Raw genomic sequence first — 9,263 nt, forward strand, 5'->3', positions numbered from 1 at the left:
CGCCGATGTGGTCGTGTTCGATCCGGCGACCATTCGCGACAACGCCACGTTCGAACAGCCGCATCAGTATGCGTCGGGTGTGCGGGAAGTCTTCGTGAACGGGGTGATGGTGTTGTCGAAGGGTGAGCACACCGGTGCCAAGCCGGGACGTGTGGTGCTCGGTCCTGGCGCCAAGCAGTGAGGACATGGCGATGACATCACGTCGGGAATTCCTGCGAGCCACAGGGCTGCTCAGCGCGGCGCCTGTGGTGGCGCCGATGCTTGGCACCGCATCCACGACGGTGTCGCGTGCCGACGCACCGCGTCGCACCGTGCGCGCCACCGTCGATCTCGTGGTACGCGGCGGCACGGTGTTCGACGGGACAGGCACCAATGGACGCGAGATGGACGTGGCCCTGCACCAGGGGCGTGTGGTGCAGGTGGCAGCGCGTATCACCGACCGTGGTACCGAAGAAATCGATGCCCGTGGTCTGGCGGTCGCACCGGGCTTCATCGATATCCACTCGCACGGCGATGGCTCACTGCGTGAGGATCCGCGCGCCGAGTCGGCGATCCGGCAGGGTATCACCACCATCGTCGTGGGCGCTGATGGCAGTTCACGGTTCACCGGCGATGTCGGCGACTCCTTCACGGAGTGGGCCGCGCGTACCGCTGACTACAAGCCGTCCGTGAACGTGGCGTCGATGATCGGTCTCGGCACCGTGCGCGGAAAAGTCATCGGGGAGGTGGACCGCAAGGCGACGGCGGCGGAGTTGACGCGCATGGCCGGCATGGTGGCACGCGCCGTTGGGCAAGGCGCCTGTGGTGCATCCACGGGTCTCGAATACACGCCCGGCGCATTTGCATCGCGCGACGAGCTCATTGCGCTGTGTAAGCCACTCGCGGCCGCCAGGCTGCCGTACGCCACCCATATGCGGAATGAAGACGACGAACTGCTCGAGGCCATCGACGAATCCATCGCCGTGGCGCGTGGTGCAGGATGTCCGTTGCAGATCTCGCACCTCAAAATGCAGGGCACGCGCAACTGGCCCAAGATCGATGCGTCGCTGGCGCGTGTCGCAGCCGCTCGCGCGTCGGGCATGGACGCCTGGTTCGATGTGTACCCGTACGTGGCCTACGCGACCGGTCTCACCAATCTGTTTCCCGTGTGGGCGCGAGACGGCGGCACGCCGGCCTTTCTGGCTCGCCTCGACAGCGCGGCGACGTCGTCACGCATTCGTACGGAAGCACTGGGCAAGGTCGAACTGATCGGCGGGTGGGACAACGTCCAGATCTCCCGCGTGAGCGCCGCCGAGGATCGTGATGCAGAAGGCAAGCGGCTCGGTGCGTGGGCGCAGGCCCGTGGGGTCGATCCCTACGAAGCCGCCGTTGGGCTGCTCAGGCGCAACCGGGCCGATGTGGGGATGCTCGGCTTCGCGATGAGCGAAGAGAACCTCGACCGATTGCTGGCCCACGAATTTGGCATGGTGTGCTCCGATGGTGGTGCGTTCGCCATCGATGGTCCGACGCGTCGCGGCAGCCCGCATCCACGCGGCGCAGGGACTTTCCCGCGGGTGCTTGGGCGGTATGTGCGGGAGCGCAAGGCACTGAGCCTGGCCAGCGCCATCCACAAGATGTCGGCTCGGCCAGCGGCCAGAGTGCACCTGCGTGATCGGGGCACACTCGCGCCACGCATGGCGGGCGACCTGGTGGTATTCGACCCGTCCACCGTGGCCGATACGGCGACGTTCGCCAATCCCTTCCAGTACCCGGTCGGTATTCGGACCGTGGTGGTGAACGGACGAGTGGCCGTACGCGAGGGGCAGCATCTGGCGCCCGCGGGACAGGTGTTGCGCGCGACCTGAGCCGGAGAGGGCCGAACGCAGCACAGGCTGGGATAATCCCCTATGTTGAGGTGTGGCACGCTCCCGCGGTGCCCTGTTTCCCTCAACCCGATTTCTGACATGTTGCGCCATCCCGCCCTGGCCACCCTGTCGGTTTGCACGCTGCTTGTTCCGGTACTGGCCGGCGCACAGGCAGCGGCCACTGGCACCTCTCCCACGCGTCCCGCTGCCCCGCGCGCGGCTGCGCCCGCAGTCGCGAGAGCGCCTCGCGCCCCGATGATGGCATCGGTGGACACGGCACTCTTCCGCGGCCTCTCCTACCGCCTCGTGGGTCACTCGCGCGGTGGTCGCGTCACCACGGTGGCCGGCGTCGCGTCGCAGCCCCGCACGTTCTACATGGGCGTGGCCAGTGGTGGCCTCTGGCGCACGACGGACGCCGGTGAAAGCTGGGAACCCATCACCGACGGCAAGGTGCCGGTCGCGTCCATGGGATCGGTCATCGTCGCCGACAACGATCCCAACATCATTTGGCTGGGTACCGGTTCGGATGGCGTGCGCTCCAACGTCTCCACCGGGCGCGGCGTGTATCGCTCGAACGACGCCGGCAAGACCTGGGAGTTCAAGGGCCTCTACAACGCCGGTCAGATCGGCTCGATTCGCGCGCATCCCACCAACCCGGACATCGCGTGGGTCGCCGCCTACGGTGACATCTTCAAGCCCAACACCGAGCGCGGCATCTTCAAGACCGTCGACGGTGGCAAGACGTGGAAGAAGACGCTCTACGTGAGTGACAGCACGGGTGGCATGGATGTGGAGCTCCAGCCCGGCAATCCGAATGTCGTCTTCGCGTGGATGAACCGCATCGAGCGCAAGCCGTGGACCATCATCTCGGGCTCGCGCGAAGGTGGCTTCTACAAGAGCACCGATGGCGGCGAGACGTGGAAGAACATCCGCAACGGCCTGCCCACGGAGCTCATCGGCAAGGGCAACATCGCCGTGACGGCTGCCAATCCCAATCGCCTGTACGCGCTCGTGGAAGCGCTGCCGGGTGGTGGTCTGTATCGCAGCGATGATGCGGGCGAAAGCTGGCAGCTGGTGAACAGCACGCCGGGCCTCATCACGCGCCCATTCTACTACACCACGCTCAACGCCGACCCGACCAACGCCGACGTGGTATATGGCGGTGCGGAGACGCTGTACAAGACCACGGACGCCGGCAAGACGGTCACGCCGCTGCGCACGCCGCACGGGGACAACCACGACATGTGGATCAACCCCACCAACGGCAACACGATGGTGCAGGCCAATGACGGCGGGGCCAACGTGTCGTTCGATGGTGGCAAGACCTGGAGCTCGCAGGACGTGCAGCCGACGGCGGAGTTCTACGGGGTGTGGCTCGACAACGCCTTCCCGTACAACCTGTACATGGCGCAGCAGGACAACAGCACGTACATCGTGCCGAGCCAGAACAATCCGTTCAACATGTCGGCCGTGCGCACGGGGCCGGGCTGCGAAACGGGTCCGATCATCCCGCACCCCACCGATCGCAACATCATCTACGGCAACTGCAAGGGGCAGTTCGCGGTGCAAAACGTGGCCGCGGGTGTCACCAAGAACTACTGGATCGGCGCCCAGTCGCTGTATGGCAACGACGGTGGAGATCTCATCTACCGCATGCAGCGCACCACGCCGATGGCCATGTCGCCGCACGATCCCAAGGTCGTGTACTACGGTTCGCAGTATCTGCACCGCACGCGCGACGCCGGTGTGACGTGGCAGCGCATCTCGCCTGACCTCACGGCATTCCCGGAATGCTGTCAGGGCGGCAGCGGTTCGCCGATCACGCGCGACGTGACGGGTGAAGAGTTCTACAGCACGCTGTATGCGATCACGGAGTCTTCGCTCGAGAAGGGCGTGATCTGGACGGGCGCGAATGACGGCCCCTACTCTGTCACGCGTGACGATGGCAAGACGTGGTCGCGCGTCACGCCGAAGGACCTGCCGGAAGGCGGCCGTGTGGCGTGGATCGACGCGTCGCCGCACCGTCGTGGCTCGGCGTACTTCGCCACCTATCGCTACCTGCTCGGCGACTACAAGCCGTACATCTATCGTACCGACGACTACGGAAAAACGTGGAAGCGCCTCACGGACGGCACCAACGGTATCCCGGCCGATGCACCCACGCGTGTGGTGCGCGAAGACCCGGTGCGTGAAGGCCTGCTGTATGCCGGCACCGAGTTCGGGTTGTATGTGTCGTTCGACAACGGTGGTCACTGGCAGCCGTTCAACCTGAACATGCCGATCGTGCCAATCAACGACATTCGTGTGCACAACGACGATATCGTGATTGCCACACAGGGTCGTGCCGCATGGATTCTCGACAACATCAGTGCGTTGCGGCAGATCACGCCGACCACGGCCAGTGCACCGGTGACGGTGTTCCGTCCACGTGATGGCTATCGCACCAATGTCGGTCAGTCCATCCTTGGTCCGACGATCGACTACTATCTGCCGTCCGCACCAAGCGACACGGTGCGCATCGAGATTCTGGACGCCGCCGGTAAGGTGGTGAACAGCTTCAAGAGCGGTGTCGTGCCGCCGGCTCCGCCGCGTCGTCGCGCTGCGGACGACGATGATCCGGAAGCCGCCATGGCGGTTGGTCGCCCAGGTGCGGCCGCTGCTGGTCCCACGCTCAACCTCGTGCCCAAGCAGGCGGGCATGAACCGCTTCGTGTGGAACGTGCAGCACCAGAACACGCTGGGGGCGCCGCCGGCGCAGTACACCGCGCGCGTCACCGTAGGTGGAACGACCACGACGGTGCCGCTGCGCGTACGCATCGACCCGCGACTGGCGATGGACGGTACCACCGAGGCGGACCTGCAGGCGCAGTTCGCACACAATGTGCGCATGCGCGAGATGACGCAGGAGATCAACGCCGTCACGACACGCATTCGCGGTGCGGAACAGCGATTCCGCGGCGCCACGGGGGCCGCCGCCGATACGCTGGCCAAGGTGCGCAAGGTGGCCGACATGGTGAACACGCAGCCCATCCGCTATGGCAAGCCGGGGCTGCAGGCGCACATCACGTACCTGGCGGGCATGACTGTCCGGGCCGATCAAAAGATCGGCAAGGATGCAACGGATCGGTACACGGTGCTGCTCAAGGAGCTGCAGACCGTGAAGCGCGATCTGGACGCCGCGCTGGGACCGGAGATTCGTCCCTGAGTTAGGAGTATTGCCGGGACGGGCCGTCCGATCTTGCCGATTGGCGGAACTCGTTCAGGGCGGTATGGTACACACCGGGCGGTGGCCAATTGGTCACCGCCCGATTGTTTCCTACCTCTCTCCTGAGTCCCGCCATGACCGTTTCCCGTCTGATGACGCGCGGCGCCGGTGCGCTGGTCGCTCTGTCGCTCTTTTCGTTCTCCGCATCCGCCCAGGGTGCCGCGAGTCACGCTGCCCCGGCGGCGCAGGCGCCTGCTTCGCCGCGTGATTCCCTGTCCGCCAAGATCGGCACCGCCGACATCAAGGTGAACTACGGCCGCCCGTCCAAGCGTGGCCGCACCATCTTCAACGGCCTCTCCGACATGAAGTGGGGCATGGTGTGGCGCACGGGCGCCAACGAAGCCACCCACCTGACCACCAACAAGACGCTGTCGTTCGGTGGCAAGGACGTGCCGGCCGGTACGTACACGCTGTTCACGCTGCTCCAGGAGAACCTCAAGTGGGAGCTCATCGTGAACAAGCAGACGAAGCAGTGGGGCACCGCCTATGACGCCAAGCAGGATCTTGTGCGCATCCCGATGACGGTCACGAGCAACAACGCGGTCGTCGAGAAGATGGAGATCCAGGTGAAGCCGGCCGGCAACGGCGGCGAGATCGTCGTGATGTGGGACAACTACAAGGCCGTCGCGCCGTTCACGGTCAAGTAAGTTCGCCGCAGCATGCACACGGGGGCGATGTCATGACGACATCGCCCCCGTGTTGCATTTGCAGGTGTTGCGCCGCGCGTTCAGCCGCGTGACCGCCCCATGCTCTCACGCAGTTGGCGTGTGCCCGTGCGACTCGCCAGGATGCGATCACCGCTTTGCATCACCACCGCCCAGCGGCCCGCATCGGCGGGGAGCATGGCCCGCACGTGATCGAGGTTCACGGCATGTGAGCGGTGCACACGCACGAACCGGCCGGCATCGAGGCGACGCAGCAGTTCGCTGAGTGGTACGGTGAGCAGGTGCCGCCGACCGCCAACGACCAGCACGACGTAGTCGTCGTCGGCTTCGAGGCGCTCGATCTGATCCACTGCCACCGGCAGCACCTGCCCACGCTCACGCACGTACACGTGGCGCAGTGGCTGGTCGTCGGCGGCCTGCTCCTGGAGAGCCCGCACCCGTTGCAGCAGCCCCGCATCACGGGCCTCGTCCGATGATGGCGAGTGCGACTGGTTCCTTGAAATGAGGCGCGCGACCGCCCGGTCGAAGCGCTCGCGGGTGAATGGCTTCACCAGATAGTCTGCGGCACCCAGCTCAAACGCGTGCACCGCATGCGAGTCGTACGCGGTAGTGAACACCACCTGCGGTTGATGCGTGGCGCGCTGCAGGACCGCCAACCCATCGAGTTCCGGGAGCTGGATGTCCAGGAACAGCACATCGGGTGTGAGCTCGGCCAGGCGGGCCAACGCGTCGCGCCCGTTGGCCGCTTCTCCCACCAGCTGCAGCGTCATCGTGCCCTGCACGAGATCGCGCAGGTGGATGCGCGCCAGCGGCTCATCTTCGACGATGAGCGTGCGCAACGGACGCGCGGGGGCTTCAGGCTGGGACATGCACCGTGACCGTGAACCCGCTCGCGCCGTGCGACGCGTCGACACGGGCCCGCACACCATACAGCAAGCGCAGACGGCGTCGCAGCGCGTCGAGACCCACACCCGTGCTGCTCGAAGGCGCAGCCGCCGGTGGTCCGTCATCGGCGACGGTGAGCACCAGGGATTCCGCCTCGAACCGTGCCGACACAGCGATATGGCCACCGTCCGCGCGCGGTGCGATGGCATGACGGATGGCGTTCTCCACGATGGGCTGCACCGTGAGACTGGGCACTACGAAGTCGAGTGCGTCCTCTTCGATATCGATGGTCACACGCAAGCGGTCACCATACCGCAGCGATTCCAGCGCGAGGTAGGTGCGCACAAGATGCACCTCATCGGCCAACTGCACCTGCTCACGCGCCCCTCGCTTGCTGTCGAGCACATAGCGCAGCAGATCGGACAACTGCCCGAGCGCCATCTCGGTACGGGCGGGGTCGAGTCGCGCCAGCGCCATCAGCGAGTGCAGGGTGTTGAACAGAAAATGAGGATCGAGACGCCCCCGTAGCGCTTCCAGTTCGGCGCGCACGCGCAACGCGTCGGCTTCGTGGCGCTGCGCCTCCATCTCCTGGGAACGTCGCGACGCCACACCCATCCAGGTCAGACCGGCCACAACAGCGTAGAGCACCACCCCGTTGAATCCCTGCCAGCCAATCCAGCTCGACGACACCACGAACACGCGATTCCAGCTGCGCAGGTCCAGCCACATCATCACGAGAATGAGGCCGGCCCACACGCCTGCGTAGAGCGCTGCGCCGGCCACATGTCGAATGGCAAAGGCGAACGAAAGTGGAGTCGGCCATGGGTCACGCTGGGCGTACTCGCGCACCGCGAGGCCGAGCAACGCGCCGAGGCCCACGGTGCGCACACTCGCGAGAATGGCCACGCTGGTGGGGAGACCAGCCGTATAGGCCACCAGCAGGGCATACAGCAACACGAATGGGCACCAGGCTGCCAGGTACAGCAGCAGGCTGCGGACCTGTCGTGTCGTCGCTCCCCAGTCGTGCATCAGGACACCTCGCGCGTCACCGTGTCACTGCGTCAGCGCACTGCCGGCAGCAGCACGTACTTCACCCACCCGTATTCCGGCTCCAGTTCCAGTGCGCGTTCGTACGCCGCCTTGGCTGACGCCGTGCGTCCCGCCTCCTTCTCCCACTGGCCGTGCCAGGCCAGGGCCTCGGCATACCCCCATGACGGAAAGGCGGGGGCCGGAGTGTCAGTGGCGAACGCGGCCAGGGCCCGCTGCATGGCTGCACGGGCTTTGGCCTTGCCGCCACCGAACATGGACGGCTTGAACCAGGCGCCAATGGCGTCGAGCAGGAGCATGCGGGGATTGTCCTTGTCCAGCTGACGCGCCTTGTCGACCGCGTCGTTGGCCTGTGGCCCGAGTCGCATCCCCTTGATCATGTTGCCGCCGATGAGCTGACCAAGACAGCTCGCCCGCAGCGCATGGGACTCGGCGATAGGCTGCGCCGCGATGGAGCGGTCGAGCCACTTCACGGCGTCTTCGTACTGCGCACGGGCTGCGTCGGGTTGCTTGCGCACGCCCGCCATCTGTCCGAGGCGGTAGGCCGCGTACCCGCGATAGTGCGTCAACAGAAAGTGATCGGGAAAAGCGCTGAGCGCACGCTCGGTGATGGCAATGCCTTGCAGCACCTGCGCCGTGTCATTGCGTATCACGCCATGCTCGATCACCCGTCGCGCCGAGTCCGCCCAGCGCAGGGCACCGTTCAGTGCCGGCACTCCCGTTGCCTGAGCTGTCTGCATGGCTTGTGCCGAAGCCCGCGGGCTCACGACGCACAACGTGGCCACGACCAGAAGCGGCGCGAGCACAAACGATCGATGGTTTGCCATGGAAGAGCTCACAGGAGAAGGGTAGTGCCAATGAACACCGAGCGGTTGAACGGCGCGCGCACGGGGAAGCGGGTGGTGAAATCGTCGGACCAGCGGTAACGCATGATGTTTTCCCGGCCCAGCACATTCGACACGCTGCCCCACAGCACCAGGCCGCGCCGTTCGCCCAGCGCGCGATACCAGCTTGCGGAGACATCGTAGCGCAGATAGGCGGGCATGCGTTCGCCGAACGGGTCACCAAAGACGGGCGTCCACGTGCCGTCTGTCCTCGTTGCGCCAGTGACATCGGTGAACGGTCGCCCCGTCGCGTAGCGCATGGCGGTGCCCAGCGTGAGACTGCGAAACACATGCTCGCCGATCCAGGTGGCCGAATGACTGATGTCGGCCAGCGACGCGGCCATGCGTCCGGTTTGCGGGTCTGTGCGACGCGAACGGACATGGCTGTAGGTGAGGCGCATCGACGAGGCCTGGGCGAGTCGCCACCTCCACATGACGTCCACACCACGCGCCTGACCCGTGCCGTTTCCCACGGGCTCCTGACGCTCGGCGAACTGCCACAGCGACGTGTATCGCTTGTCGAAGTACTCCACGCGAAGTCCCAGTGTGTCCGCGCCCCATTGCACACCGCCGATGAATTGCTGCACGCGCATCGGGGCAAAGGCACTCGCCGGCAAGGCGCGTCGATAGGTGGGTTCGGCGACCTGATGGTAGATCCCCCACGCCGAGGTGAG

At 65.7% G+C, this 9,263-nt stretch carries 7 protein-coding genes and 1 pseudogene; 4 read left to right on the forward strand and 4 right to left on the reverse strand.

Features of this window, described 5'->3' with window-relative positions:
• The 4 genes and pseudogenes from VGE27_RS13330 to VGE27_RS13345 all read left to right on the forward strand — a co-directional run.
• A pseudogene (locus VGE27_RS13330) lies at positions 1-181 on the forward strand (D-aminoacylase); the annotation flags it as partial.
• A gap of 10 nt (positions 182-191) precedes the next feature.
• The gene (locus tag VGE27_RS13335) at positions 192-1,844 is read left to right on the forward strand and encodes a D-aminoacylase (protein ID WP_331050160.1); all 1,653 of its coding nucleotides are present in this window, start codon (positions 192-194) and stop codon (positions 1,842-1,844) included.
• A 99-nt stretch (positions 1,845-1,943) separates the two neighbouring features.
• Positions 1,944-5,048: a WD40/YVTN/BNR-like repeat-containing protein gene (locus tag VGE27_RS13340; protein WP_331050161.1), complete on the forward strand. Its 3,105-nt coding sequence runs from the start codon at positions 1,944-1,946 to the stop codon at positions 5,046-5,048.
• Positions 5,049-5,182: 134 nt separating this feature from the next.
• Positions 5,183-5,755 carry a DUF2911 domain-containing protein gene (locus VGE27_RS13345; protein ID WP_331050162.1) on the forward strand — a complete coding sequence of 191 codons (573 nt, stop codon included), beginning with the start codon at positions 5,183-5,185 and terminating at the stop codon, positions 5,753-5,755.
• An 80-nt stretch (positions 5,756-5,835) separates the two neighbouring features.
• Here VGE27_RS13345 and VGE27_RS13350 read toward each other — a convergent pair whose 3' ends face one another.
• The 4 genes from VGE27_RS13350 to VGE27_RS13365 form a co-directional block, all read right to left on the reverse strand.
• Positions 5,836-6,642, reverse strand: coding sequence for a response regulator transcription factor (locus tag VGE27_RS13350; protein ID WP_331050163.1), 807 nt, complete (start codon positions 6,640-6,642; stop codon positions 5,836-5,838).
• Complete coding sequence (locus VGE27_RS13355) at positions 6,629-7,687, reverse strand: sensor histidine kinase (RefSeq protein WP_331050164.1); 1,059 nt, start codon at positions 7,685-7,687, stop codon at positions 6,629-6,631. Before VGE27_RS13355 ends, VGE27_RS13350 begins: the two co-directional genes overlap by 14 nt.
• A 32-nt stretch (positions 7,688-7,719) precedes the next feature.
• Positions 7,720-8,532, reverse strand: a complete 813-nt coding sequence (locus tag VGE27_RS13360) for a hypothetical protein (protein WP_331050165.1) — start codon at positions 8,530-8,532, stop codon at positions 7,720-7,722.
• An 8-nt stretch (positions 8,533-8,540) separates the two neighbouring features.
• A partial coding sequence (locus VGE27_RS13365) for a TonB-dependent receptor domain-containing protein (protein ID WP_331050166.1) occupies positions 8,541-9,263 on the reverse strand: 723 nt, incomplete at its 5' end.

Source organism: Gemmatimonas sp., from assembly GCF_036405635.1.
Taxonomy (GTDB): domain Bacteria; phylum Gemmatimonadota; class Gemmatimonadetes; order Gemmatimonadales; family Gemmatimonadaceae; genus Gemmatimonas.